Source organism: Hydrocarboniphaga sp. FW305-C-57 (assembly GCF_058783045.1).
The window spans coordinates 120,376-144,112 of sequence record NZ_JBYSYG010000012.1; the positions used below are offsets into that span (position 1 = coordinate 120,376).

At 62.9% G+C, this 23,737-nt stretch carries 22 protein-coding genes; 6 read left to right on the plus strand and 16 right to left on the minus strand.

The window, feature by feature from the left end:
• Positions 1-65: 65 nt before the first annotated feature.
• From AC3WUM_RS20730 to AC3WUM_RS20765, 8 genes are all read right to left on the minus strand, one after another.
• Positions 66-446 (minus strand): DUF305 domain-containing protein, encoded by a 381-nt coding sequence (locus AC3WUM_RS20730; RefSeq protein WP_492412716.1) that lies wholly within the window; start codon positions 444-446, stop codon positions 66-68.
• 48 nt (positions 447-494) lie between these two features.
• Positions 495-749, minus strand: coding sequence for a DUF411 domain-containing protein (locus AC3WUM_RS20735; RefSeq protein WP_492412717.1), 255 nt, complete (start codon positions 747-749; stop codon positions 495-497).
• 278 nt (positions 750-1,027) lie between these two features.
• Positions 1,028-1,297: a hypothetical protein gene (locus AC3WUM_RS20740; RefSeq protein ID WP_492412718.1), complete on the minus strand. Its 270-nt coding sequence runs from the start codon at positions 1,295-1,297 to the stop codon at positions 1,028-1,030.
• 131 nt (positions 1,298-1,428) lie between these two features.
• On the minus strand, positions 1,429-1,770 hold the full coding sequence (locus tag AC3WUM_RS20745; RefSeq protein WP_492412763.1) for a four-helix bundle copper-binding protein: 342 nt from the start codon (positions 1,768-1,770) through the stop codon (positions 1,429-1,431).
• A 147-nt stretch (positions 1,771-1,917) separates the two neighbouring features.
• Entirely contained in the window at positions 1,918-2,955 is a 1,038-nt protein-coding gene (locus AC3WUM_RS20750; RefSeq protein ID WP_492412720.1) for a nuclear transport factor 2 family protein, read from the minus strand.
• An 18-nt stretch (positions 2,956-2,973) separates the two neighbouring features.
• Positions 2,974-4,356: a multicopper oxidase family protein gene (locus AC3WUM_RS20755; RefSeq protein WP_492412765.1), complete on the minus strand. Its 1,383-nt coding sequence runs from the start codon at positions 4,354-4,356 to the stop codon at positions 2,974-2,976.
• Positions 4,357-4,457: 101 nt separating this feature from the next.
• Positions 4,458-4,751: a hypothetical protein gene (locus AC3WUM_RS20760; RefSeq protein ID WP_492412722.1), complete on the minus strand. Its 294-nt coding sequence runs from the start codon at positions 4,749-4,751 to the stop codon at positions 4,458-4,460.
• 46 nt (positions 4,752-4,797) lie between these two features.
• Positions 4,798-6,579: a TolC family protein gene (locus AC3WUM_RS20765; RefSeq protein WP_492412723.1), complete on the minus strand. Its 1,782-nt coding sequence runs from the start codon at positions 6,577-6,579 to the stop codon at positions 4,798-4,800.
• Positions 6,580-7,315: 736 nt separating this feature from the next.
• Between AC3WUM_RS20765 and AC3WUM_RS20770 the strand changes: the two genes are divergently transcribed.
• Both AC3WUM_RS20770 and AC3WUM_RS20775 read left to right on the plus strand, forming a co-directional pair.
• A complete protein-coding gene (locus tag AC3WUM_RS20770; RefSeq protein WP_492412724.1) occupies positions 7,316-7,726 on the plus strand; it encodes a heavy metal-responsive transcriptional regulator in 411 nt (136 codons plus the stop codon).
• Positions 7,723-10,266, plus strand: a complete 2,544-nt coding sequence (locus tag AC3WUM_RS20775; RefSeq protein ID WP_492412726.1) for a heavy metal translocating P-type ATPase — start codon at positions 7,723-7,725, stop codon at positions 10,264-10,266. The genes AC3WUM_RS20770 and AC3WUM_RS20775 overlap by 4 nt, the downstream gene beginning before the upstream one ends.
• A gap of 46 nt (positions 10,267-10,312) precedes the next feature.
• Here the strand turns inward: AC3WUM_RS20775 and arsH are convergent, their stop codons facing one another.
• The 8 genes from arsH to AC3WUM_RS20815 form a co-directional block, all read right to left on the minus strand.
• Positions 10,313-11,056, minus strand: coding sequence for an arsenical resistance protein ArsH (arsH, locus tag AC3WUM_RS20780; protein WP_492412728.1), 744 nt, complete (start codon positions 11,054-11,056; stop codon positions 10,313-10,315).
• Positions 11,053-11,496 carry an arsenate reductase (glutaredoxin) gene (gene arsC, locus AC3WUM_RS20785; RefSeq protein ID WP_492412729.1) on the minus strand — a complete coding sequence of 148 codons (444 nt, stop codon included), beginning with the start codon at positions 11,494-11,496 and terminating at the stop codon, positions 11,053-11,055. The genes arsH and arsC overlap by 4 nt, the downstream gene beginning before the upstream one ends.
• A 4-nt stretch (positions 11,497-11,500) precedes the next feature.
• Entirely contained in the window at positions 11,501-12,562 is a 1,062-nt protein-coding gene (arsB, locus tag AC3WUM_RS20790; RefSeq protein ID WP_492412731.1) for an ACR3 family arsenite efflux transporter, read from the minus strand.
• Complete coding sequence (locus AC3WUM_RS20795; RefSeq protein ID WP_492412733.1) at positions 12,559-13,059, minus strand: arsenate reductase ArsC; 501 nt, start codon at positions 13,057-13,059, stop codon at positions 12,559-12,561. The genes arsB and AC3WUM_RS20795 overlap by 4 nt, the downstream gene beginning before the upstream one ends.
• On the minus strand, positions 13,056-13,496 hold the full coding sequence (arsN2, locus tag AC3WUM_RS20800; RefSeq protein ID WP_492412734.1) for an arsenic resistance N-acetyltransferase ArsN2: 441 nt from the start codon (positions 13,494-13,496) through the stop codon (positions 13,056-13,058). The genes AC3WUM_RS20795 and arsN2 overlap by 4 nt, the downstream gene beginning before the upstream one ends.
• Positions 13,489-13,953: an ArsI/CadI family heavy metal resistance metalloenzyme gene (locus tag AC3WUM_RS20805; protein WP_492412736.1), complete on the minus strand. Its 465-nt coding sequence runs from the start codon at positions 13,951-13,953 to the stop codon at positions 13,489-13,491. The genes arsN2 and AC3WUM_RS20805 overlap by 8 nt, the downstream gene beginning before the upstream one ends.
• 2 nt (positions 13,954-13,955) lie before the next feature.
• Positions 13,956-14,288, minus strand: coding sequence for an ArsR/SmtB family transcription factor (locus tag AC3WUM_RS20810; protein WP_492412738.1), 333 nt, complete (start codon positions 14,286-14,288; stop codon positions 13,956-13,958).
• Positions 14,289-14,388: 100 nt separating this feature from the next.
• Positions 14,389-17,316 (minus strand): Tn3 family transposase, encoded by a 2,928-nt coding sequence (locus AC3WUM_RS20815; protein ID WP_492412740.1) that lies wholly within the window; start codon positions 17,314-17,316, stop codon positions 14,389-14,391.
• Between the two features lie 289 nt (positions 17,317-17,605).
• Between AC3WUM_RS20815 and AC3WUM_RS20820 the strand changes: the two genes are divergently transcribed.
• From AC3WUM_RS20820 to AC3WUM_RS20835, 4 genes are all read left to right on the plus strand, one after another.
• A complete protein-coding gene (locus tag AC3WUM_RS20820; protein ID WP_492412742.1) occupies positions 17,606-19,249 on the plus strand; it encodes an MFS transporter in 1,644 nt (547 codons plus the stop codon).
• A gap of 248 nt (positions 19,250-19,497) precedes the next feature.
• Positions 19,498-21,225 carry an ATP-binding cassette domain-containing protein gene (locus tag AC3WUM_RS20825; RefSeq protein ID WP_492412744.1) on the plus strand — a complete coding sequence of 576 codons (1,728 nt, stop codon included), beginning with the start codon at positions 19,498-19,500 and terminating at the stop codon, positions 21,223-21,225.
• Positions 21,222-22,274, plus strand: coding sequence for an efflux RND transporter periplasmic adaptor subunit (locus tag AC3WUM_RS20830; protein WP_492412745.1), 1,053 nt, complete (start codon positions 21,222-21,224; stop codon positions 22,272-22,274). The genes AC3WUM_RS20825 and AC3WUM_RS20830 overlap by 4 nt, the downstream gene beginning before the upstream one ends.
• Positions 22,271-23,734: a TolC family protein gene (locus AC3WUM_RS20835; protein ID WP_492412747.1), complete on the plus strand. Its 1,464-nt coding sequence runs from the start codon at positions 22,271-22,273 to the stop codon at positions 23,732-23,734. Before AC3WUM_RS20830 ends, AC3WUM_RS20835 begins: the two co-directional genes overlap by 4 nt.
• Positions 23,735-23,737 lie beyond the last annotated feature (3 nt).

Genomic DNA, 23,737 nt, shown 5'->3' on the forward strand with positions numbered 1-23,737 from the left:
CACCTTGAACTTGTATGAAAGGTTAGGGCTGGAAAATGGCAGGCGGCGAAGATCCCTTTGAGCCGCTACTTCATCGCGGATTTCTTGTGTGAGGCGATCCACTTGTCGAACGTCGCGATCTCTTTCTTCTGAGCGGCAATTATGTTTTTGGCCATCTGCTGCATTTGCGGGTTTGTTCCATTTTTGAGTTCCGATTCCGACATGGTCAATGCCATCTGATGATGCTTGCGCATGTTGATGGCGAAGTCGTAGTCCGCATCACCAGTCATGGACATCCCGTCCATGCCCTTCATTTCTTCCATCTTCGAAGGCTGGCCCGGCATCAAACTCGGCTCCTGAGCACGGACCGCCGGCGGAGAAAATACGCCGACGGTCAATGCCATCGATATTGCGGTAGCAGAAACTCTCAGGCGGGAGACGCGTGCGCAGTTGCTGTGAAATTTCATTGTTGACTCCTGATACGTTGTACAGCGGGTTGTTGACTTGAGGTGCCTTCAAGGGTGATGCGCCCAAACAGAAGATTTTCCTTCGCTGCCGAACAGCACCACGTCGTAAGGCTCGGGTTGGTCGCTTTCCATCCCCGGAGATCCGCTCGGCATTTGCGGCACCGATAGGCCCTTCGCCACCGGCTTTTGAGCAAGCAGGCGCGAAATGTCCGTTGCGGGGACATGGCCTTCGATGGTGTAGCCGCCGACCACCGCTGTATGACAGCTCCAGAGCGGTTCGGGGACGCCGAGCTTGGCCTTCAAGGGATTGATCTGTTGCTCGTTGTGAACCGTTACGGCGAAACCATTCGATCGAAGGTGCTCGATCCATTTCGAGCAGCAAGAGCAGGTCGGACTTTTCCACACTTCAATGGTTGGCCCGGTTGGCGTTGTCTGGGGTTTGCAACTGGCCAGCTGCGATGCCACAACCAGCAGAGCAGCGGTACGCCACAGAACTTGTCTAAAAGGGATCATTTCGATCTTGGGTCTTGAAAAGGGAGGCCTCAGCGGATGGCTTCGGCCGAGTAAAGGAGACCAAGCCTTCACTCGGTCGGATGCGCATCGAGACCACCGGCAATTGTTAGCGATGGGGTCGGTTCAAGCCGAAAAACTGAAGTCGCGGTCGCGTCGAGAAGCCAATGCACTTGCAGGAATTTTCCGGGCCGAGCCGGATCGGTAAGAAACCAGCCGGGGTTTCCGGTGTGATCGCGGCCCAAGCGAGCTCCCGGCAACGGGGGATGCAAAGCAGACGGGAACTGCGAGAGTATTCCTTCGGAGCCATCGCGCTGGACATTGGAGGCGAGCTTCTTCATTGGCTTAAAACTCCTCGTGGTTGAGACGGTTCACGTAGTATTGCCGGACGGTAAATGGACGGAGTCCCCGCAACTGCCAGCAAACAGTGGCAGCCGCGAGGTTGAAATACAGTGCTTTGCCAGATTGCGGATCAGGCCGCCATCGACTGACAGGTTTCTGCGCAGCGATTGCATCGTTCCGCGCAGGCCTTCATCACGGGGTCGTCACCCATGGCCAAGCAGGCCCTGGCGCACTCTCGACAAATCGCCGCGCAGGCTCCGCAAGTGTGAGCGTGGACCGACGCACCGTGCAGCATTGCGTTGGCGCTGGTCTGGCAGATATCGGCGCAAGTCAGCATCAAGGCAATATGGTCGGGCTTGGCATGGTCTCCGCCTTTCTGCAGGCAGTGCTTTACGGTTTCCAGACAGCTGCGGTGGCAATCCAGGCAGTTGCTGATGCAGCTCGCCATGGCGGAATCGTGTTGCTTGTTCATCGGACACTCCTTGTCATTGATCTCGCCGCGGGATTGCAGCGACATCGGTTTCGCGTCCAAGACGATGGGCGCGGTCAATCACGGCTCGACTGAGCCGCGGGTTTGAAGGGCGGCATGCGCCCCTCGCACCTTGTGAAGTCATCAGCATCACGTCGCGGGTGCCGATGACCAATGAATGTGGGTAATCCGCCAGCCCTCGGATGTCTTACGCAACAGTGTGGTTTCCGTACTGATCAAATCGATGTCGTGGCCCTTTGAAGATTTGCCGCGCACGCGCGTTTCAGAGTTGACCCAAGCGCTGTCTCCACTTTCGCCTGCGTCCCGTTTGATTAATTCGATCCGAGCGGTCTTGAGAAACGCGATGTCGGCGGGCATATGCCGCGCTTGGTATTCGTCGCGTGATCGCTCCACTTCGCCGCCTTCGTAGATGACGACATCCGGCGCGAGCCAGGCAGCAGCCCCTGCCGCATCGCCCGACTTCAGAGCGGTCTGGAAGGCCGTCACGGCATCGCTCGCCGTTCGAGCCGCCGGCGTCTCGTTGGCGTGCGCCATACCGGGCATTGCCATTCCGGCGTGGTCATCCGAAGTGACCGCTGCCGCGGGCGTCGAGCCGGATTCGCCCATGTCCATACCGTCGTGATCCATTCCGCCCTCGGTGCGAGCGGTTAGGATCTGATACTGGGCAGGCGTCAGCGTCGGCAGCTTCTGCAGAAACGCCACCATCGCCCAGATGCGAGCGTCGTCGTGCGTCGGCCCCCAGGCAGGCATTGCCGAGGCCTTGATGCCGTGCTTGATGATCCAAAATTGGCGCGCGGCGCTGGCCTTGACGTCGCCATGATCGTGGCCGGCGTGCTCTTCCGGCGCAATTGCGAGATTCGGCGGCTGCGGATAGAGGCCCATCGACATGTCGGAGCTTTTCTTGCCCGGCTTCAAATGGCAGCCCGCGCACATGTCGTTGTAGTCCGCGCCTCCCGCCAGCAGCAGCTCCGAACTGTTCAGATCGGGCACCTCGATATCGTCGGTGCGCTGGGCGATCGATCGCTCACGCAAGGTTTCCAGCGCCCAGAACACGGCTTTGGTGTGATGGGCATCCGCCCCCATCGGGTAGACGCCGGAATAGATGAAGGCGAGGCCGCCCAGCAACCCGACGAGCACGACGACCATCACGATTTTGATTGTTTTCATGGAAAGACTGTCTCGACCTCAACCGCCGTGCGGGGAGTGGTCCATGCCGGGCATATCGGGCATGGGGGTGGCTGCAGGGGGTGCTTTGGCACCAGTCGCTGTGCTGCCATAAGGATTACGTCTCGGCGGGTCGCCGAACTTCGGATCGAGACTCACGCGCCGCGCGATGGTGCCTTTGGGATGCCGATACCAGCCGGGATCACGGTAGTCGCCAACAGCCAAGCCTTCGCGCACCTTGACCACCGTGAACATCCCGCCCATTTCGATCGGACCGTATAGGCCTTCGCCCATCATCATCGGCAGCGTGTTGTCGGGCCCGGCGAGGCCCATTGCGACGTGTCCTGCGTGCTCGGCCATGCCGCTTTTGCCCATCGCCATGTAGCCCGGCAGCATCGCGCGGACCTTGGATTCGACGCCCGTCTGGTCGACGCCGGCGACGTTCGGGATGCCGTGGCCCATCGCGTTCATCGTGTGATGGGCCATGTGGCAATGCAGCGCCCAGTCGCCGGGCTCCGTCGGCACAAATTCGAAGTCGCGCATCTGGCCGACGCCAACGATCTCAGTGACCTCGCGCCGCCATTGTTCCCTGGGCCAGCGCCCGCCATCGCTGCCGGTCACCCAGAACGGATTGCTGTGCAGGTGGATCGGGTGATTCCACATCGAGAGGTTGCCGATGCGGATGCGGATGCGCTCGCCCATGCCCGCCACCAGGTGCTCGGTGGCAGGAAAGACTTTCGAATTGAAGGTCCACAGATCGAAGTCCTGCATGATCGAGGGATCGGGCCGATAGGTGCCCGGGTGCAGCGCCCAGTTGTGCAGCAGGAACGCGTAGTCTCGATCGATACGCGTTGCTTCGCCGGCCTTCGGGTGGATGATGAAGAGCCCCATCATCCCGAACGCCATCTGCGTCATTTCGTCGGCATGCGGGTGATACATGTGCGAGCCGTGCTGCTTGAGCGTGAACTCGTAGACGAAGGTCTCGCCGGGTTTGATGTGCGGCTGGTTGAGGCCGCCGACGCCGTCGTAGCCATTGGGAAGATCAATGCCGTGCCAATGCACCGTCGTCGCCTCACCCAGGGCATTGGTGACGAAGATGCGCACGTGATCACCTTCTACGGCTTCGATGGTCGGGCCCGGGGTCGTGCCGTTATATCCCCAACATTTCGCGCGGGAGCCGGGCGCGAACTCGTGCTCGATTTCCTCCGCCACCAGATGAAATTCTTTGACGCCGCCGTTGAGCTTGTAAGGCAGCGTCCAGCCATTGAGGGTGCGCACCGGCACGTAACCCTGTGCGGTGCGCTTCAACGCTGCGGGCGGTGCCAGTTCGGCGGGCGGCGGCGTGGGTTTGGCGGTGTCCGGCATCTTCATGTCGGCCATCTGAGCCGGCGACATGTTGCTCATGTCGTGGCCTTCATGCTGCGCGCGGGCGCCGGTGGCGACACCGGCCAGAAGGCCGGCGCCGCCCACGCTCATTGCCTGCAACAAATCTCGTCTTGAGACCATCAGTGGCCCCCGTGATCATCGGCGGGCTTCGGGGCACCCATGCCCTCCATTCCCTTCATGCCTTTCATGTTCTTCATGTCGCCGGCCGGCATTGGTTTCTTGGCGCACTTGTCATGCATGGCCTTCATCACGGGATCGTTCATATCCATCTTCGACATGTCCATCGATGCGCAATCGGGACCGGCCTTGGCCGCCGCAGCTTCCTTCTCGTGCTCCTTGGGATCGTGTGCCAGGGCGCCTTGGGCCGTGAACAGGAAGGCGGCAATCAGGGTGGTACGGGTGAGACTCTTCATGGTGCGACTCCGGCAAATGGACGCGACGCGTCCGGGTGGGGGTTGATCAATGTGCATGGCGTTCTTCCTGAATAGCAGGCTGTTCGGGGGCTTGTTTCGGATCGCTCTTCGGGGGCGAGTCGTGTTGCATGTCGGGCATCGCATGACCGCCTTGCGGTTTGGCAGGCGCCCTGGATTTCGGAGCGCTCATGTCCATTCCGGGCATGTCGTCCATCGGCATGCTTTTCATGTCGTGCGCCGCCGGTGGCTTGCTCGATTGGGAGCGAGGCGCCGGCATTGTTTGGTTGCCTTTTGACTCCATGCCTTTCATCGGTGGCATATCCTTTGGCGGGCCGCCGCTGTCTTGCATGTCCATGCCCGGCATATCGCCCATCGGCATGCTCATGCCGCCCATGGAACCACCGTGCTGACCGTGGCTCATCCCGCCGCCGCCTTTGGGCTTGGTCAGCTCTTTCGGGTCGAGCGTGGCTTTGACTTGCTGCTGGCTGCTGGGCAGTCGCTGGCCCACGGCTCGCGTGAGTGCGGTGCGCGCAGTCCAATAATCCTGTACTGCTTCCAGATAGCCAGCGTAAGCGTCGTATTCCTGCTGTTTGGCGACCAGAATGTCGAACACGCCGATCAGCATGTAGTTGACCTCAAGCTGCATCTGCGCCACGACCGCTTCCCGCTGGGGAATCAGCGCGTTGCGATAGCGTTCAATACGAGCACGAGCAAATTCGACTTTCGCGCTGGCGAGCTTGATGTCATTGCCGCTGTCGATGACCAGCGAGTCAAGTTCGGCTTCGGCCTGATCGAGCGCTGCCTGCGCAGCGGCAACCCGTCCGCCGCCCCAATTGAACAGCGGCAGCTCGAACTGCAGCGTCGGCCCGACGTTGATGGCGCCGTCGTAATCCTTCTCCCGCTCCACACCGATTTCGACGTTGTTGAGGAATCGGGTATGGCGTTGCAATCCGAAGCGGGCCGACAGGGCTTCGGCGTTCTTGCGTGCGGCGGCCACGTCCAGTCGGGACTTTGCGCCGAGCTGCTGAAGGCTGGTCAGGTCGTCCTCGTTATCAAGTGGCTCCGCGAGGCGCGCATCGAGTTGCCAGGTGTCCTGTTCTGCGGTCAGGCCCATCATCCGGTTGATGGCAGTGCGGGCTTCGACCGCAGCCGCAGCGGCCGAGAGGGCGTCGAGTTGAGCTTGACTGGCGGCAGCCTGCTCTGAGGCGAGTTCTCGCTTGCTGATGTTGCCGGCGTCGAAGAAGCGTTGGGCCAGATCGGCCGAACTTTGCGCCGACTCCGCCACCGTCTGACGCATCTGCGCGATCTGATTGGCCCCGACGGCCTCGTAATAGGCTGCCTCGACATCTGCAGCCAGATTCACCGACGCTGATGCGACCGAGAGCTTGGCGGCTTCGAATTGAGCGCCCGCGTAACGCGAATTTGCCGGAATAAAAAGTAGATTGACGAAATTAAAGGCAATGCCCAGCGTGAGCTGCGCATTCGCTGCGGCCGGATCGCCGGCGTGTAGACGCGAGGCGGAGAACACCGGGTTGGCGAGTCGGCCTGCCTCATAAACATCGGCGGCGGCCAAACCCAGTCGAGCGGTTTCCCGTCGAACCGCCGGACTGTTGACCAGCGCGATCTGCACCGCGGCTTCTGGGGTCAGCGGCTGGCCGACCAACTGGCCGGTGAAAGCGGCCGTATCGGGCGGTTGTGGCAGGGCCCGCCCGCGGTCGGCGGCGTACTGCGCGGTTTGCGAACGGCCCCAATCGGGTGGGACCGATGCGCAACCGGTCAAGGTCGCCAGTGCAAACGCACCGGGCGCAATCCATCTGTTTGAAAACACGAAACCTCCAAGCCATCCTGATCCGGATGCGCGCGAAAGCGCGTCCGATATTTGAGACCTGCGGACAGGGGCACGCCCTGCCGCTAACGCGGCTTCAAATCAAGAAATACTTGGAGGTCGAAAAAGGTCGAGTCCGTGAGCTGTAGAAACCGCCACTGACTGAGAATTCACGGCGGGGGTGAAGTGGTAAAACGTGAAGACGGCTGGCTGACTGCTAACGCCGGCATAGCAAGACACCGTACATTGACCGGCGCAGGAACACCCGGCGGCGCAGCCACAAATCGAGATACCGCCAGCTTTGCCGGCGATAGATTTGCCGTTGGACGACATGACCATGCCGGCGCGATGTCCGACGTGCATCGAATGATCGACCGGAGAGGCGGACGCCATCTTCATCATGTGGCCGCTCATTACATGCCGAGTGACCGACGCCTGTTGCCCGGGGTGCTTGCACCGAACGTCCGACACGCTCGCGACCGCCTGAAAGCACAGCATCCAGGCAAGCAGCAAAGCGAACAGGGGGCGGAGTCGGTTCATCAAGTCGCAGTTTGTAGTCTGTTGCAAGACCGGTTGCAAGCGATATTAGTTCCAAAAGTGCTTACGACAGATGAATCGGAGGAGTGAACATCATTCGCAATCGCCGCCGGCTTTGACCACGCGCGTTCAATCCGCTTGACTCTGGACCATGGTCCAGCCTTTACAGTGGGTCCAGCAGGGTCCTGATCGGAGGCGAAGCGTGGAAAATCTCAGCATTGGCAAAGTTGCGCAGCAGGCGGAAATGTCTATCGACACCATCCGCTATTACGAACGCGCCGGCCTGATTCCGGCGCCGGCCCGCCGTGATTCCGGCTATCGCAACTACGGCCCGGATGTCGTCAAACGTCTGCAATTCATCCGCCGCGCGAAGGATCTGGGATTCACGCTCAGCGAGATCGGCGAATTGCTCGCGCTGTCTTCGCATGCCGACGACGACATGGGCGCTATGAAGGTTGCCGCACAGACAAAGCTGGCCGTCGTAGAGCAGAAGATTCGCGAGCTGCAGCAGATTCGCAAAGGTCTGACCGCGCTGGTAGCAGCCTGCCCGGGTCATGGCGCGCGATCTGAATGTCCCATCGTGAACGCTTTGAATCAGGAGTTTTCGTCATGAGCAGCTGCTGCAGCCATTCAAGCAAGCCGCAGAACGAAGGCTCTGCAAAGCCGGCACCTGCATCCGTCCCGATGGTGTTTCAACCCGAGGGCGTGCCAAAGAAACCCCAGTCTTGCTGCTCGAAAGATTCGTCTGCGATCGCTGTGCCCGATACGACGAAGCACCCGCACCATCACGATTCCGCCGGTCATCAATCGGCGGACGCTGCTGCTTCGGGTCAGGAGAAGGACCCGGTCTGCGGTATGTCCGTCAATCCGCAGACGGCGCGCTCACACACGCATGCCGGACACATCTACTACTTTTGCAGCCAGGGTTGTCAGACAAAATTTGCGGCGGAACCCGCCAAGTATCTGGAACCCGTAAAGGCAGCAGCGATCGAACCGTCCAAGGGGACGATCTACACCTGTCCAATGCACCCTGAGATTCGTCAGGACCATCCGGGAAGCTGCCCAAAGTGCGGTATGGCGCTGGAACCTGCCATGCCGAGCCTCGACGCGGACGACAATCCCGAGCTGCGCGATTTCACCCTTCGTTTCTGGTGGACGCTGCCGCTGTCGATGATCGTGATGGCGCTGGCCATGGTGGGCCACCGGCTGGGCTTGATGAGCATGGCCACACAGTCATGGGTCGAGCTGGTGCTGGCAACGCCGGTTGTGCTGTGGGCAGGCTGGCCCTTCCTCGAACGAGGGGTGCAGTCCATCGGTCACCGCAGTCCGAACATGTTCACGCTGATCGGACTGGGGGTGTCGTCGGCTTACGGCTACAGCATCGTCGCAACGATCGCGCCGGGTATCTTTCCTGCAGCTTTCGCCGCACACGGCCGTATCGGCGTCTACTTCGAGGCGGCGGCCGTCATCGTATCGCTGACCTTGCTGGGCCAGATTCTCGAACTGAAAGCACGCTCGCAGACCTCGGCTGCGATCCGCTCCCTGCTGGGGCTGGCGCCCAAGACCGCGCGACGACTGCGCGACGATGGCAGTGAAGAAGATGTGCCGCTCGATCAGGTCGGCATCGGTGATCGGTTGAGGGTAAGGCCAGGCGAAAAGGTGCCGATCGATGGCGTCGTGCTTGAAGGTGAAAGCCACGTCGATGAGTCCATGCTCACCGGCGAACCGGTGCCGGTCCATCGCAAGCCCGGCGACGCGGTCATCGGCGCCACGCTCAACGGCAATGGCAGCCTGATCATCCGGGCCGAGAAGGTCGGTGACGGCACGCTGCTATCGCAGATCGTGCAGATGGTTGCGCAAGCGCAGCGCACCAGGGCGCCGATGCAGCGCATGGCCGACGCGGTGAGCTTCTGGTTTGTGCTCGGCGTGATTGGCATCGCGCTGACGACGCTGCTGGTCTGGGGCGTGTTCGGTCCGGAACCCTCGTGGGTCTATGGCTTCATCAACGCTGTTGCCGTGCTGATCATCGCGTGCCCTTGCGCGCTGGGCCTTGCGACGCCGATGTCAATCATGGTCGCCACTGGGCGTGCGGCCAACTCCGGCGTGCTGTTTCGAGATGCGGCGGCCATCGAGACTCTGCGCCGGATCGATACGCTAATCGTCGACAAGACCGGCACGCTGACGCAAGGCGCCCCGGCGTTTCACAGCGTCCAGGCCGTTGAAGGCTTCACCGGCGACCAGCTGTTGCAGTTGGCGGCCAGTCTCGATCAAGGCAGCGAACATCCGCTTGCGGCGGCGATCGTCGCCGAGGCGCGAAAGAAGGGTATTGCCTTGTCGCCCGTGCATGGGTTCGAGTCGGTCACCGGCATCGGCGTGCGCGGCGTAGTGGACGGCCATGCGCTGGCGCTCGGCAACACGCTGCTGATGCAGGACAGCGGTGCCGATACGGCGTCGCTGACCACCGCTGCGGAGGCTTTGCGGAAGGACGGTGCCAGCGTGATGCTTCTGGCCGTCGAAGGCCGATTTGCGGGCCTGGTGGCGGTTTCCGATCCCATCAAGTCCTCTACACCGGAAGCCCTGCAAGCCTTGCGGGCTCTGGGCATTGAGGTGGTGATGGCCACCGGGGATGGCGTCACGACGGCGCGCGCGGTTGCGCAGCAGTTGGGTATCACCGAGTTCTATGGCGAAATTCGTCCTGAAGGCAAGGCCAAACTCGTGGCCGACTTCAAGGCAAAAGGGCGGCGTGTGGCGATGGCTGGCGACGGCATCAACGATGCTCCCGCTCTGGCTGGTGCCGACGTGGGCATCGCGATGGGCACTGGGACCGACGTCGCTATGAACAGTGCGCATGTCACGCTGGTGAAAGGTGACCTGTTGGGAATCGTGCGGGCGATTGACATCTCGCAAGCCACGGTTCGCAACATGAAACAGAACCTGGGTTTCGCGCTGCTCTATAACAGCCTGGGCGTACCGATCGCCGCTGGCCTGCTGTATCCGCTGTTCGGCATCCTGCTGTCACCGATGCTGGCGGCGCTGGCGATGAGCCTGAGTTCGGCGTCTGTGGTCGGTAATGCGCTGCGGCTGCGGCGGGCGCCCTCAACCACCAACGCACTTGGCGACCCGTTGGTCTTGGGCGGCGACCAAGTCAGCTGAAGTCCCGTTGCTGAACAGCCCTGCAAGGATCAATTAATTCTCGTACCTACAAGGTGGTCGCCCGAGCAGATAGGTCTACCATCTGGTTGACGGGACGGCTCTCGTCCTTTCTTTCCGAATAGCGGTCGACCAACTGCGTTGCATATGGCCGCATCAGTACGGTAACGCGGACCAGTTCTTCCATGACGTCGACGATCCGGTCGTAGTACGCAGACGGTTTCATGCGGCCGGCAGCGTCAAACTCCTCGAACGCCTTGGCAACGCTGGACTGATTCGGGATCGTGAACATCCTCATCCAGCGGCCCAGAAGGCGCAGCGTGTTCACGGCGTTGAAGGACTGCGAGCCGCCGGAGACCTGCATGACCGCCAGCGTCCGCCCCTGCGTCGGACGCATGCCGCCCATGTTCAGTGGCAGATGATCGATCTGAGCCTTCATCAGGCCGGTGATCTGGCCGTGGCGCTCGGGGCTGCACCAGACGTGACCTTCAGACCACATCGAAAGCTCGCGCAGTTCCTTGATGGCCGGATGGTCGTCACCCGGAACCTGATCCGGCAGTGGGAGATCGGAAGGGTCGAAGATGCGGGTTTCGGCGCCGAAGTAGCGCAGTAGCCGCGCCGCTTCTTCCGTTGCGTGGCGCGAGAAGGAACGCGTCCGCAGGGAGCCGTACAGCAGCAGGATTCGGGGCGGTGGATCGAGTGCCCCCAGCCCCGCCGCCGGGCGCTGATGGACGAACGCCGGGTCCAGCGCCGGTAGATGGTCCGGGGCCGGCAGCTCGCGAACGCGCGTCATGCCGGCTTCCCGGAGGCGATCCGCTGGCCGTGTTCATCCACAACGCGCTCGCCGTCTTCCTTCGTGAAGGCTCCGCGCTGCGCGAGCGGCAGCAGATCGAGCACGAATTCGGACGGACGGCACAGCCGCACGCTGACGGGCGAAACGACGATGGGCCGATTGATCAGAATCGGATGCTCCAGCATGGCGTCGAGCAACCGTTCTTCAGTTACGCCCGCATCTTCGAGCCCGAGCTCGGAAACCTGCTTCTCCTTGGCGCGCAACAGTTCGCGCGCCGTGATGCCCATGCGCGCCAGCAGCGATTCCAGCATGGCCCGGTTCGGCGGCGTTTTCAGGTATTCGATGACGTGCGGCTCGATGCCCGCATTGCGGATCATCGCCAGCGTATTGCGCGACGTGCCGCAGGCCGGGTTGTGGTAGATCACGATGTCGATGGTCATGGGATCAGGCAGCAGCGGTTTCGGAATAGCGGGTGCGCTTCAACCACAGCGCGACGTGGACCAGCGCCAGCAATACCGGCACCTCGACCAGCGGGCCGATCACGGTGGCGAAGGCGACCGGCGATGCGAGCCCGAACGCCGCGATGGCGACCGCGATTGCCAGCTCGAAGTTGTTGCTGGCGGCCGTGAAGGCGATAGCTGTAGTCCGCGGGTAGTCGGCTTGGATCATCCGTCCCATCGCGAAGCTGACGGCGAACATGATCAGGAAGTAGATCGCCAGCGGCACGGCGATGCGCAATGCGTCCAGTGGCAGCGCCACGAGCTGATCGCCCCTGAGGCTGAACATCGCCACGATCGTAAACAGCAGCGCGATCAGCGTCAGTGGCCCGATCTTCGGCAGGAAGCGCGACTCGTACCACGCTGCGCCCTTGGCCTTGAGCAGGATGCGACGCGTCAAAAAGCCCGCAAGGAAAGGGATCCCGAGATAGATCAGCACCGCCTTGGCGACGACCCAGAAGCCGACCTCAACGATCTGACCTTCCAGCCCGAACCACGGCGGCAGTACCGTCAGGAACAGCCATGCGTAGGCACTGAAGAAGACGATCTGGAAGATCGAGTTGAAGGCGACGAGCCCGGCCACGTACTGGCTGCTGCCACAGGCGAGCTGGTTCCATACCAGCACCATCGCGATGCAGCGCGCCAAGCCGATCAGGATCAGGCCGGTCATGTAGGCGGGTTGGTCGCGCAGGAATAGCACGGCGAGTCCGAACATCAGCAGCGGACCGATCACCCAGTTCTGGATCAGCGACAGTAGCAAGATGCGGCGATCCTTGAAGACCTCGGGCAGTTCCTCGTAACGCACCTTCGCCAGTGGCGGGTACATCATCACGATCAGGCCGATGGCGATGGGCAGATTGGTGCTGCCGATCGACAAGCGGTCGAGCTGCTGCGGCAATCCGCCGACCGTGGTCGCCAGCACGATGCCGGCGCCCATCGCGAGGAAAATCCAGAGTGTCAGGTAGCGGTCTAGGAAGCCCAAGCGGGCCGGTGCGGTTTCCACGATCATTCCTTGCCGATCTCTTTGATCCGGTGCTGCAAGGCAAGCCGGTCGAGCTTGTCGAACGGCAGGCTGGCGAAGATTTCGATCCGGCGGCGCAGCACCATGAAGGTGTCGGCGAAGGCCCGGCGAATCTCCTCCGGCGTGCCGGTCACCGCGGCCGGGTCGGGCATGCCCCAATGCGCGGTCATCGGCTGGCCGGGCCAGTAGGGGCACTGCTCGCCCGCCGCCTGATCGCAGACCGTGAACACGAAGTCGAGCGGCGGTGCCCCCGGTTGCGCGAACTCATCCCAGCTCTTGCTGCGAAGGCCCGCCGTGTTGATGTGGCTACGCTCCAGCAGTTCGATGGCGTGCGGATTCACTTCGCCCTTGGGATGGCTGCCGGCGCTGTAGCCGACGAACTTGCCGCTGCTAATGGCGAGGTTGTTGGTGGCGGCTTCGGCGAGGATCGATCGGGCGGAGTTGCCGGTGCAGAGGAACAGCACGTTGTAGGGACGGTGGCTCATAGGGTCTTGCTCATGAACGTCGAAGAGGACGGGCACAGACCGCTGAACTGCGGCGTGCCGGTGATGGATGGAGGCGCGTCGGCACGCGCCGTGATCCAGTAGCCGCGCTTTTCGAAATAGGCGCCGGCCGTCGTGGTCAGCAGGTACAGGGAGCGAATGCGGAGCTGCACTGCCAGAGCCTCGGCCGCCGCCGTCAGGCGACCGCCCAAGCCTCGATCTCGCGCGGCGTCCGCAACGACCAGCGAGCGCAGCAGGCCAACATCGCCGTACCGCTTGATGCCGACACTGCCGATGACCGCGGCGTTCAGCCGGGCGATCAGGAAGCCATCGAGCCGACCGGCATCAAGGTCTTCCGTGGGCAGCTTTGCGGCTTCGAGTAAACGGCAGAGCGCGCCGAAGTCGGGCGCCGTTGCCGGCTCGATGCGAATCTCAGCCACAACAGGCGCTCTGGACCTTGACCGGGATCGGACCGAGCTTCGGCGCGCAGCAGCCGCTGGCCTGCTCGGCCTTCACTGCGGGTGCGCCGAACACCGGAATGTCGCCCAGCGTGTGGAAGGTTTCCCATGCGATGCCCTGCGGGTCTTCGATCCAGTGCTTGTCGGACTTCGCGTAGCAGCAGGCAGCGCCCAGTTCCTCGACGGCGGCGATGTCGGCCTTCTGCGCCTGTTCGCGCAGCTGCGTCAGCTCCTCGTCCGAATCGACTTGGAAGCCGAGGTGATTGAGGCCCGCCTTGCCTTCGCGGGTCGAGATTGCGAAGTTGATGCGCGGATCGTCGAGCATCCACTTGGCGTAATCGGTCTTCGTGACGCTCGGCTCGGCACCGAACAGCTTCGAGTAGAAACCAACGCTCTGCGACAGGTCGGTCACCGAGACGTGGACGTGGAATCGCTTCATGGTCAGCACTCCTTGCAGGTCGCTGGGGTTGTGCGATCAGCCGGGACTGCGCTGCCCACGCAGCAGTTTTCAGTCAGGTACTCCAACAGCCCGTTCATGGCCTTGAAGTCCGGGGCGTAATAGATAAAGCGGCCTTCCTGCCGGGACTTGAGCAGGCCCGCATTGCTCAGCTCCTTGAGGTGGAAGGACAGCGTGTTCGGGGCCACGCCGAGGCGTTCGGCGATCTCGCCCGCGGGCATGCCGTCCGGCCCTTTCTGGACGAGCAAGCGGAACACGGACAGGCGGGAAGCTTGGGCCAGCGCGGCGAGGCGCGTGACGGCAGTATCGATCTTCATGCTTCGAAGACTATCGAAGCGACAATATCGTGTCAATCATCGTTGAATTGTCGAATCGATAGCGAAATAAGCGAATGTGCTTTCCGGCATCGTGATTCGCTTACAAAGAGTTTGTGCCGACGACCTTGAGCCGAGTCGGACCTTCAACCAGCAGCGAAGAGCGGAAACGATCCAGCGGGAAGCGGAAGGTGCCGCGGAAATTGATGCTGGCGTAACGGACCGGACTGATGTGGCGCAGCACATCGTCGTTAATGGTCACTCCGCGCGCGGCGATAGCCTTGATCGCCCCCTGCATCCTCTGCGCATTCCATGCGATGACTAGATTCGACAGGAAGGTGAGCGCCGCCGAGATGGCGACCAACTCGTCAGGTCGGCGCCCCCGATCATGTCGAACGGTGCCCAGATGGATCGCATGCTGAAGAGTGTGGACAGACTCACCGCGATTCAGGACACGATGAATCTCGCGACGGAAAACAGGGTTCGTGAAGTAGTCGCACAGGTAGATCGTGCGCAGCAACCGGCCTAGTTGCTTGGCAGCACGGTAAATGGGATCGCCTTGAGCTGCCGAGCCGAAGCGCTGCAGCGCTGTAACGGCGCTGACGGTTCCGTTGTTGATGGAGGCCAGAACGCGCACGAGGTCGTCCCAATGGGACCGAACGAAGTCGAGGTTCAAGGTCTGATCGACGACGCTCGAAATATTTTCCGGTACCGCCATATCGCGAGGCACCGTCAGCCGACGCTCTCTCAGGTTGCGCAGGCGGGGGCAAAGATCAAAGCCCAGTCCATGTGAGATCGCCATGCCGACATCAGTGTAGCCGTGCGTATCGACGGCCAGCCGCTTGAGATCGAATTCGGTTTGCCTGACGACGCCTTCGATCGCAACACCGACTTGGCGTTCGCCGAGCACGATGGGCTGGTGATGAATGATCGGCCAGCGGTCGGAGACGTGCGTATACATGCCGACGGAGGGCGTCTGGCGCCGCGGGTCGATTCGCGCGTTCCAGAGGTGGCGTGATGTGGTCAGGCTCATCATGTCGGACGACGCCGATTTGTCGTCACCGTAAAGCGCCATGATCGGCAGCTGCTTCATGTAGTTGACCAACTGCTGATTGGCGCGATCGATCGCGCTCTCGAACTCCAGCGACTTCATCGCACCGGACACGTCGGCCGTGCTCAGCTCGGTCATCATCAGAGAAATGCCCGAGGCCGTCATATCGGTGCCGTGCCCAACCAGACCGGCATACGACAACAACAGATCGCGATCGCTTCGCGGAAGACGGCCGAGCAGTTCCTTGGAGAAACGGACATGCACATCCATTTCCAGAAGCAGCTCCGGAAACTGGATCGTGCCGATTTCGTCGTCGATAAGATTGCGTGCAGCGATGACTTCTGGTGAATCAGGCTCGGCTTCGAGCCGATCGAGGCTGATGTCGTCGTCCTTGATGTCCAGCAGTCCTTCGGCCTGCGCTTTGGCGACGGCTTTGAGGCCTCGTTCGGCAGCTTTGATCAACGGATCAAGATAGCGATCCACATCCATCGGCAGGCGCAGCAGATCGTAATGCCGTTTCCGCTGGCGCTCCCAGGCTTCAGCAGGAATCAGCAGGTGATCGCGATCCCGATAGGTATCGCTGTAGTCCACCCAAACACTTCCACGTCGAAAGCCCTTGCGGAGTTCCAGAAGCGTCGACATTTCGAATGCGCGCAGGGCACGCTGCCGGTCTTTGTCGTCGATCAGCGACTTCCACGTCTCGGGGCATTGGTAGTCACCCTCGGGTAGCTCGGTCATCTGCTTGGAGTACAGATCGCAAAGCACTCCGAGGCCGCTCATGGCGCGGTCGTTTTCGACACCCTTGACGTCGAGCTGGCTCAGCCGGCGTAGCAAGGGGCGCACATTCTTCGCGCTGTCGGAGAGTTCCGAACGAACGGCGGCCGATCGAGTCGGGAATACCTGCACGCCAAAAGAGCCATGAATTTCGACGATCTTTTTGCGTACCGCCTCTGCGTCCAGCTCCTGATTGTTCGCCAAGTCGAAGATTTGGGTCAGCGCCTCCCGGAAGGTCATGACGGCCGCCGCATCCGCTTTCTTGACCTTCTCGTGCGCCCGACTCACGGTGTCCGATGCGACTTTGCCGCTGAGCTGGATGACCGTGTCGGTGGCTTGGCTGAGGCTGAGCTTCAGAAAGGAAATCAGCTGAAGCGCCTGTGTGACAGGAGCCAGGCGCTTGAACCGCGACGGGCTGCGGTGCTGCATTGAACGTGAAAAATCCTGCAGCCGCTCGGTCGGCACTCCCTGTAACTTGATCTTATTGACGCCCAGTTCCGTGAGAAAATCGATCTTCTCGAAAATGGCCTTGAGATTATTGGGCGAGCGGCGCTTCGGCGACTTCTGCAGCCATTCGAGAACGGTACGTCCGTCCTTGCGATTCGACAGCAGGGTGTCGGTCCACTGCTGACGTTGTTCTTCGGTTGTCTCGGCGCAGATCGCGACATAGATCGATTGCTCGGTGTCCTTGGAAGCCCGGACACAAATCTCGCGTAACGTCGATAACGCCGGGATGACCAGCTTTCGGTCGTGGAGCCAAATCGCTGCGATGGAGATCAGGCGATCGATAGAGCCGGTGCCCTGACTCGCGGCGCGGACTGCGGCGAGCAGCATCCGCTCCTGGCGCTTCGTGTGACTGCTGAGATCAAGCCATTTGAAGACCAGAGCCTGATGTTCAAGGCGGGTATTGTCGCGCTTACTGTACAGCGCGCGAATTGAAGCAATGGTCGGCGCCGGCAGTTTGAACTGGTCCGCCACAAACTTCAGGAGGGGACGAGGCAGGACCTTGAAGGTGTTCAAACCTCGACCGGACATCCGGACGAAGCCGAGCTGGAGTGCAATGGCAAGGCGGAACTTGGGCCGAACCTCGCCAGTGATCGTGGCCACATCACGCTTACTAAGCCGGAAGAACTGCTCCATTTCCGGATCGGAGAGTTCTTCGGGAAGTTCGCTGATACCTAGGAAGCGTTCCTTCCATTGCGCCATCTGAAGCTCCCCGGAAAAGTCCCTGGCCCGAGGCTAACACTGCGTCCTGTGCAACGGTTTACCGAACTGAAATACCATAAACCATTGATTTATCTTGATATTGTCGAAAAACGCCAGCTAAGTGTTTGATTTATAAGCATCTGCTAACGTGTGTTTTTCCGCCATGGGTCAGATGACCCCAAGTAGAATGGCGGGCTGTGAGCACCCGCACCCAGATGACACCCTTGCGAGCCATGCGCGCAGCCCGACTGCGACTCCGTCTTGGGCCTCCGATCCCGAGGCCGCATCGATGACGGCTGCCAACGGCACCTTCGCCCCTCTGAGCGTTCCGAACTACCGCAACATCTGGCTCGCGAGCATGGTGGCCAACACCGGCAGCCTGATCCAGATCGTCGGCTCGGCCTGGCTGATGGCCGAAATGTCGACGCCTGACCGTGTCGCCCTCGTCCAGACCGCCACCTTCCTGCCGATGGCCCTGTTCGCGATCCTGGCCGGGGCGATCTCGGACATGTACGACCGGCGCAAGGTGCAGATCGCCGCGCTCGCCGTCTCGCTGGCCGGGGCGACGCTGATGACGCTGGCCTCGATACTCGGCTGGATGACGCCCACGGCGCTGCTCGGCTTCTGCTTTCTGATCGGCACCGGCACCGCGTTCTTCGGTCCGGCCTGGCAGTCGTCGGTCGGCGAGCAGGTGCCGCGCGATCTGCTGCCGCAGGCGGTGGGACTCAACGGCGTCAGTTACAACGTCGCCCGCAGCCTCGGCCCGGCCCTAGGCGGCGTCCTCGTCGCCGCGCTCGGGGCGACCTTCGCATTCGGCGTCAACGCGCTGTGCTTCCTTCCGATCCTGTTCGCACTGAGCCGTTGGAAGCGCGTGGTCGAAGTGTCGCGCCTGCCGCCCGAAGGGCTGTTGCGCTCGGTGCATTCGGGCCTGCGCTACATCGTCCACATGCAGCCGGTACGGCAAGCCGTGCTGCGCGGCTTCCTGGTCTGCTTCATCGGCTCGGCCCTGCAGGCGCTGATGCCGCTGATGGCGCGCGATCTGCTCGGCGGCGGCGCGCAGACCTACGGCATCCTGCTCGGCTGCTTCGGCGTCGGCGCGGTATCGGGCATCTTCGTGCTGCAACCGCTGCGCTCGCGCTTCGGCAACGAGCTCGTGGTGCGCGGTGGCTGCTGCGCGCTCGGGATTTGCCTGGCGCTGCTGTCGATGAGCGGCAACATGCTGCTGAGCTGCGTGATCCTGTTCGTGGCCGGCATCAGCTGGATGGTGCTCGTCACCGTCATCGGCATCGCCCTGCAGCTGTTCGTTCCGCGCTGGGTGGTCGGCCGGGCGGTCGCCACGCTGCATGCCTCGGTCGCGCTCGGCGTCGCCTCGGGCTCTTATCTCTGGGGCCTGTTCACGCTCGACTTCGGCGTCGCCATGGCGATGCGCATCGCCGCCGTGCTGCTGGTGCTGTCTCCGTTGCTCGGTCTGATGCTGCGCATCGCCGACCGCAACGCCTCGCCCGAATCCGACGACAGCCAGCTCGCCGAGCCCGACGTCAAACTCGGCATCAGCGGCCGCAGCGGACCGATCAGCATCGAAGTGCAGTACCGCATCGCCCCAGACAAGGCGCGCGATTTCTACAATCTCATGCGCGAGATCCAGCGCATCCGCAATCGCAACGGCGCCTACGACTGGTCGCTCTCGCGCGAGATCGCCGACCCGTGGACCTGGTCGGAGCGCTATCGCTGCTCCACCTGGGACGATTACCTGCGCCTGCGCGGCCGCCGCACGCTCGAGGAAAGCGCGATCCAGCAGCGCGCCATCGAAATGCACATCGGCATCGAGCCGATCCGCATCCGCCGCTGGCTCGACCGCCCGTCGGGCTCGGTCCGCTGGCGCGAGGAAGTGCCGGATCGCGGCGATACGCAGCTGGTGGTGCCGAAGCCGTAAGGCGCGAGCGGGACGGTGGGTGGAGTTCTTTCGCCTCGCGCCTCACTCCGTTGGCCAGCGCAGCGGAAACTCCGACGTGCATGGCCCGAGCGGTGCCGCCGAGGGCTGGGCGCCGCGGCTGTAAAAGCAGCGGAAATTCGAGTTCGAGCCGGACCGCCGTCGTAGCTGATACGCTATACAAGACAGCTCTTGAGCTGTGGCACGGACGCCCCAGATTTCTGCCGACGCCCACTGCAGCCTTTGACACCGTGACTGACGACTCCGCCAGCACCAGCTCTCGCCGCGCCATGCTGTTCAAGGTCATCCTCGGCCCGGAGCGCTCCTTCTATTGGCTGGCTGCGATCTACAGCATCGCGACCTCGGTGCTGACCCTGGCGGTTCCGCTGTCGGTACAGGTGCTGATCGCCACGGTTTCGAATACCGCGCTGCTGCAGTCGGTGGTGGTGCTGGCGCTGATCCTGTGCGCGCTGCTCGGAATGTATGGCGCGCTGTACGTGGTGCAGGCCCATCTGATGGACCGTTTCGAGCGTCGCTTCTTCGCCCGATATACCGGGGAAATCGTGCTGCGCAGCGTGCACAGCGCGGTCGCCGCCGGCCGGCGCATGAACCGCGAGGAACTGGCCAACCGCTTTTTCGAGATCGTGACCGTCCAACGCAACGTGCCGATGCTGGTGCTCAACGGCTCGGCGATCCTGATGCAGGCCGTCGTCGGCATCATCGTGGTGTCGGCCTATCACCCGGCCTTCATGGTGTTCAGCGCGGTGCTGGTACTGATGGTCTGGCTGATCTGGGCGCTCTGGTCCAACCGCGCGATCGACAGCAAGGTCCGCGCCTCGAAAGCCAAGTTCAAGGTCGCCCATTGGCTCGAGGAACTGGCCCGCGTTCATCCCGCGTTCCAGTCGACGCGGACGATCCGCTACGCGACGCGCGAGGCCGGTTCGCTGATTGACCGCTACGAGAGCGCGCATCGCACGCACTTCGGGTACAAGCTCGCGCAAATCATCGGCTACTTCGGCTTGTACGCGGTGGCGAGCGCCGCGCTGCTCGGTGTCGGCGGCTGGCTGGTGATCATCAATCAGCTCACGCTGGGGCAGCTGGTGGCCGCCGAGCTGATCTTCGCGGCCGTGTTCGCCTCGCTGACCCGTCTGCCGGCCTTGCTCGACAGCTACTACGAGCTGTGCGCGGCGATCGACAAGCTCGGAGAGTTCCTCGAACTCGAACTGGAACACCCGGTGGACGGCGAGCCGCTGCCGAGCGGTGCCGCTGGCCTCAGACTCGATGCGGCGACGATCACCGTGGGCGACACCAAGGCGCGATTCACCTTCACCGTTCCGGCCGGCCGCAAGGTCTTCGTCAACTGCGACGACGACGAGTTGCGTGACGCCCTGCTGGCCGTGCTGCGCCGTCACCGGCCGCTGGAATCCGGCCGCGTGCAGTTCGGCCCCGCCGACATCGGCGACCTGCACCTGCATCGCCTGCGCGAGGCGATATTGGTCGTCGATTCCACCGAGCCTTTGGAACGCAGCATCGCCGAAAATCTCGGCCTCGGCGATCCGGCGATCACGCGCAGCGCGATGCGCGACGTGCTCGATGTGCTCGGCCTGTCATCCGCCATCGATCGCCTGCCGCACGGCCTCGATTCGGTGCTCGCCCGCAGCGGCGACCCGCTGACGCTGGAACAGACCCTGCTGCTGCGGATCGCCGCCGCGCTGCTCGACAAGCCGCGCCTATTGATCGTGACGCCGGTGGCGGATCGCCTGTCGCAGGCCTCGCGGCAGGCGGTGCTCGACGCCGTGCGGCGCCAGCCGGACCTGACCTATCTACAGTTCAGCCGCCGCGCAGACGTTGCGGGCTTCGACGCCGCACTGGATATCACCGCCACCGAACAGCGCTGGATCGACGATCCGCGCGGCTTGCCGCCGCCGACGCCAGCGCTGCGCGCCCTGCCCGATGCCAGCATGGGAGATGCGCGATGAGCAAGCTGCCGACCCGCGAATTCGACGCTGAGTACACCGCGGCATTCCGCTCACTCGATAAATTGAAGCCGCCGCGGCCGACGCGCGGCTTGGCCTGGCTGATCCTGGTCACGCTGCTGCTGCTGGCGGTGGTGCTGTCCGTCACGCCCTGGATCCAGACCGCGCAGGGCGTGGGGCAGATCATCTCGCTGGACCCGACCAATCGCGTGCAGTCGGTCACCGCCTCGCTCAGCGGCCGCATCAAGCAATGGCATGTGCAGGAGGGCTCGCGCGTGAAGCAAGGCGATCCGCTGGTCGAACTGACAGATAACGACCCACGCTACACCGAACGCCTGCAAGCCGAGCTGGACGCCGCGCAGGCGCGCTACGAGGCCACACGAACAGCGAGCGAGATCGCGCTGATCGACGTCGAACGCCGCCAGCGCCTGTTCGACAAGGGCCTTGCCGCCAGGCGAGACCTGGAAGCCGCCAACATCCGCTGGCGCGAACTGAAGGCTTCCGAGGCCAGCGCCTCGGCCGATGTGGTCAAGGCGCAGACCGCGGTATCGCGCCAGAACACCCAGCTGGTCACCGCCCCACGCGACGGCACGATCATGAGAATCTTCGGCGGCGATACCTCGACCTACGTCAAGGAAGGCGAAGTGCTCGTCAGCTTCGCCCCCGTTGCGAGCCGGCGCGCTACCGAACTGTTCGTCAGCGGTCTCGATGCCGTACTGGTGTCGCCGGGCCGCGAGGTCCGCCTGAGCTTCGAAGGCTGGCCGGCCGTGCAGTTCAGCGGCTGGCCTTCGGTGGCCGTGGGCACCTTCCCGGGCGTGGTCCAGTTCGTCGATCCGGCGGCATCGCTCAATGGCCGATACCGCGTGGTGGTGATGGAAAAGCCTGGCGAGCCGTGGCCGGACGAACGATTCCTGCGCCTCGGCGGCCGCGCGCAGGGCTGGGTGCTGCTCAACGAAGTCAAGCTCGGCTACGAGATCTGGCGTCAGCTGAACTACTTCCCTCCCGAGCCGACCCCGGCCGTGACCGCCGTCGGCAACGGCACCGCGAAATGATCGGGCGCTTCACGGCCTTCTGCGCGGCGCTGGCGCTCTCCCTCGCGGTGCGGGCGGAGAATGTCGCCATCGAGGCGACCGCCCGCGACGCCGGCCTCACTCCGCTATCCCTGGAGGCGGTGCTCGCCAGCAGCCGCGAGCGCTATCCGCAAGTGCTGGCGGCGCGCGAAAAGATCCGCGCCCAGGCCGGCAAGCTGCTGTCGAGCGAAGGGGCCTTCGACCTCTATGCCGAGCAGACCAGCAAGAGCCGCCTCAGCGGCTACTACGACGGCCGCTACACCAACACCAAGATCGTCCAACCCCTTTCCGGATTCAGTACCGATGTCTACGGTGGCTTCAAGATCTCGGGCGGTGACTTTCCCATCTATGAGGACGAGGCCTACACGCTCGACGCCGGCGAATTCAAGATCGGCGCGGTGTTCTCGCTGCTGCGCGACCGCGACATCGACGACCGCCGCGCCAAGCTGCGCGACAACCGCCTGACGCTCGAGCAGACCGAGCTCGATGCCATGCTGACCCGCATACGCGTGCAGCACGACGCGATGACGGCCTATTTCGCCTGGATCGCCGCGGGTCAGGCACTCGCCGTTTACCGGGAACTGCTGCAACTCGCCGAAGCGCGTAACAACGGTCTCGACATACGCGTCCAGCAAGGCGATCTCGCGACCGTGTATTTGAACGAGAACCGGCAATACATCCTGAAACGGCGCGGCTTGGTACTGGAGGCCGAGCGCAAGCTGGTCGCTGCCGCCAACAAGCTATCGCTGTATCTGCGACACGCCGATGGCACGCCGCGCCGGCCACTGGAAACCGAACTGCCGCGCGGTTGGCCTTACCCGCCTGCACCGATCGACCCGTCCGGCGTCGATGCCGCCATCAGCGCCGCCCTGGCCGCGCGCCCGGAGGCCGGCGTGCTGGCGGCGGACATTGAACGCGAGCGCCTGAACCTGGCACTGGGTCGGAACCTGCTCAAGCCCAGAATCGACCTGAATCTCGAAGCCGCGCGCGATCTCGGCAGCGGCCCCGTCAATCGGACGGGCACCGACACCATCGTGCGGCTGGACGTCACCGTCCCGATCGAAACCCGTACTGCACGCGGCCAGATCGGCGCCGCAGAGGCCAACCTGACGCGGCTGGATCTCGATCGGCGCCTGCTGGAGGAGCGCATCGAAGTCGAGATTCGTACGCTGGCCAATGATCTTTCGACCGCCTACCGCTTCGTCGAACTCGCAGCGCAGGAAGTCGAGCAGGCCGACGTTCTGTCCCGTGCCGAACGCGACCGCTTCGCCGAAGGCTCCAGCGACTTCTTTCTCGTCAACCTCCGCGAGGAAGCCGCCGCCAACGCCCGGGGCCGCGAAATAGACGCGCATCTGGGCTATCTCGTCGCGCTGGCGGACTTCTATGCCGCCACCGTGCAGCGCGAGCCTTTAGGGCTTGGCCGATCGACCGGGCCCGGGTAGCGG

Coding starts and splice junctions, on each gene's coding strand:
- AC3WUM_RS20835 (WP_492412747.1), top strand. CDS start 22,271: ATGATCGGGCGCTTCACGGCCTTCTGCGCGGCGCTGGCGCTCTCCCTC.
- AC3WUM_RS20750 (WP_492412720.1), bottom strand. CDS start 2,955: ATGAAAACAATCAAAATCGTGATGGTCGTCGTGCTCGTCGGGTTGCTG.
- AC3WUM_RS20775 (WP_492412726.1), top strand. CDS start 7,723: ATGAGCAGCTGCTGCAGCCATTCAAGCAAGCCGCAGAACGAAGGCTCT.
- AC3WUM_RS20805 (WP_492412736.1), bottom strand. CDS start 13,953: ATGAAGCGATTCCACGTCCACGTCTCGGTGACCGACCTGTCGCAGAGC.
- arsB (WP_492412731.1), bottom strand. CDS start 12,562: ATGATCGTGGAAACCGCACCGGCCCGCTTGGGCTTCCTAGACCGCTAC.
- AC3WUM_RS20740 (WP_492412718.1), bottom strand. CDS start 1,297: ATGAAGAAGCTCGCCTCCAATGTCCAGCGCGATGGCTCCGAAGGAATA.
- AC3WUM_RS20730 (WP_492412716.1), bottom strand. CDS start 446: ATGAAATTTCACAGCAACTGCGCACGCGTCTCCCGCCTGAGAGTTTCT.
- AC3WUM_RS20745 (WP_492412763.1), bottom strand. CDS start 1,770: ATGAACAAGCAACACGATTCCGCCATGGCGAGCTGCATCAGCAACTGC.
- AC3WUM_RS20815 (WP_492412740.1), bottom strand. CDS start 17,316: ATGGCGCAATGGAAGGAACGCTTCCTAGGTATCAGCGAACTTCCCGAA.
- arsC (WP_492412729.1), bottom strand. CDS start 11,496: ATGACCATCGACATCGTGATCTACCACAACCCGGCCTGCGGCACGTCG.
- AC3WUM_RS20760 (WP_492412722.1), bottom strand. CDS start 4,751: ATGAAGAGTCTCACCCGTACCACCCTGATTGCCGCCTTCCTGTTCACG.
- AC3WUM_RS20830 (WP_492412745.1), top strand. CDS start 21,222: ATGAGCAAGCTGCCGACCCGCGAATTCGACGCTGAGTACACCGCGGCA.
- AC3WUM_RS20795 (WP_492412733.1), bottom strand. CDS start 13,059: ATGAGCCACCGTCCCTACAACGTGCTGTTCCTCTGCACCGGCAACTCC.
- AC3WUM_RS20820 (WP_492412742.1), top strand. CDS start 17,606: ATGACGGCTGCCAACGGCACCTTCGCCCCTCTGAGCGTTCCGAACTAC.
- AC3WUM_RS20755 (WP_492412765.1), bottom strand. CDS start 4,356: ATGAGCAACATGTCGCCGGCTCAGATGGCCGACATGAAGATGCCGGAC.
- arsH (WP_492412728.1), bottom strand. CDS start 11,056: ATGACGCGCGTTCGCGAGCTGCCGGCCCCGGACCATCTACCGGCGCTG.
- AC3WUM_RS20810 (WP_492412738.1), bottom strand. CDS start 14,288: ATGAAGATCGATACTGCCGTCACGCGCCTCGCCGCGCTGGCCCAAGCT.